Origin of the sequence: Acidisphaera sp. L21 (genome assembly GCF_009765685.1) — a bacterium.
Taxonomy (GTDB): Bacteria; Pseudomonadota; Alphaproteobacteria; order Acetobacterales; family Acetobacteraceae; genus LMUY01.
Genome location: NZ_LMUY01000149.1, coordinates 220 through 849, shown reverse-complemented (window position 1 = coordinate 849; position 630 = coordinate 220). Strand labels below are relative to the sequence as shown.

At 60.2% G+C, this 630-nt stretch carries 2 protein-coding genes; both read left to right on the top strand.

Translation table 11 applies throughout. From position 1 onward, the window contains the following. A partial coding sequence (locus GSQ76_RS28370; RefSeq protein WP_254070690.1) for a Gfo/Idh/MocA family oxidoreductase occupies nucleotides 1-281 on the top strand: 281 nt, incomplete at its 5' end. Between the two features lie 10 nt (nucleotides 282-291). Continuing rightward, nucleotides 292-630: DMT family transporter (locus tag GSQ76_RS28365; RefSeq protein WP_216851341.1), on the top strand; the 339-nt coding region annotated here is incomplete at its 3' end.

Sequence of the window (630 nt, the reverse complement as noted above, 5' to 3'; positions counted from 1 at the left end):
TCGCCTATCGCGGTCAATCGATCAGGATTGCGCGCCGCGTCGGGGACGAGGAAGCAATTGATAGTCCTGCGGTCGCGGCAAAAAACCAGTTTACCCTGGAGATCGACCACTTCGCCGATTGCGTCCTGACCGGGCGGCGTCCCCGGACGCCGGGAGAGGAGGGGGTACAAGATCATGTGGTCATGGAGGCGATCTACCAATCTGCTCGATCAGGTCAGCCGGTATCGTTACCCGCTATCAGCGGCCTTGATGTGTTCCGCGGTCCGTCTTTGGAAGACTGAGAAGCGCTAGGTGACACAAGTCTTTTTCTACGGCCTGGCGTTGCTTGCAGGCATCAGCAACCCTCTGCAATCGGCAGCCAACGCTGCGCTTAACAAAGGTATCGGCCAGCCCTTAGCCGCGACGTTGGTGGTCTATGCCGTCGCGCTATGCGGCTTGCTGATCTGCACCGGGATCGGAGCGGTCGCGGGGATCTCGCTCGGCGGTCTCAGCAAAGTTGGTGGATTGCCATGGTGGGCACTCGTGGGAGGTCTGTGTCAGCTCACCTTCACCGTTGCCGCGGCTGTCAGCACGCAGAAGATTGGATCAGCGAGCTTTACAGTCACGGTCCTGGTTGTCGCGGTCGTGCTG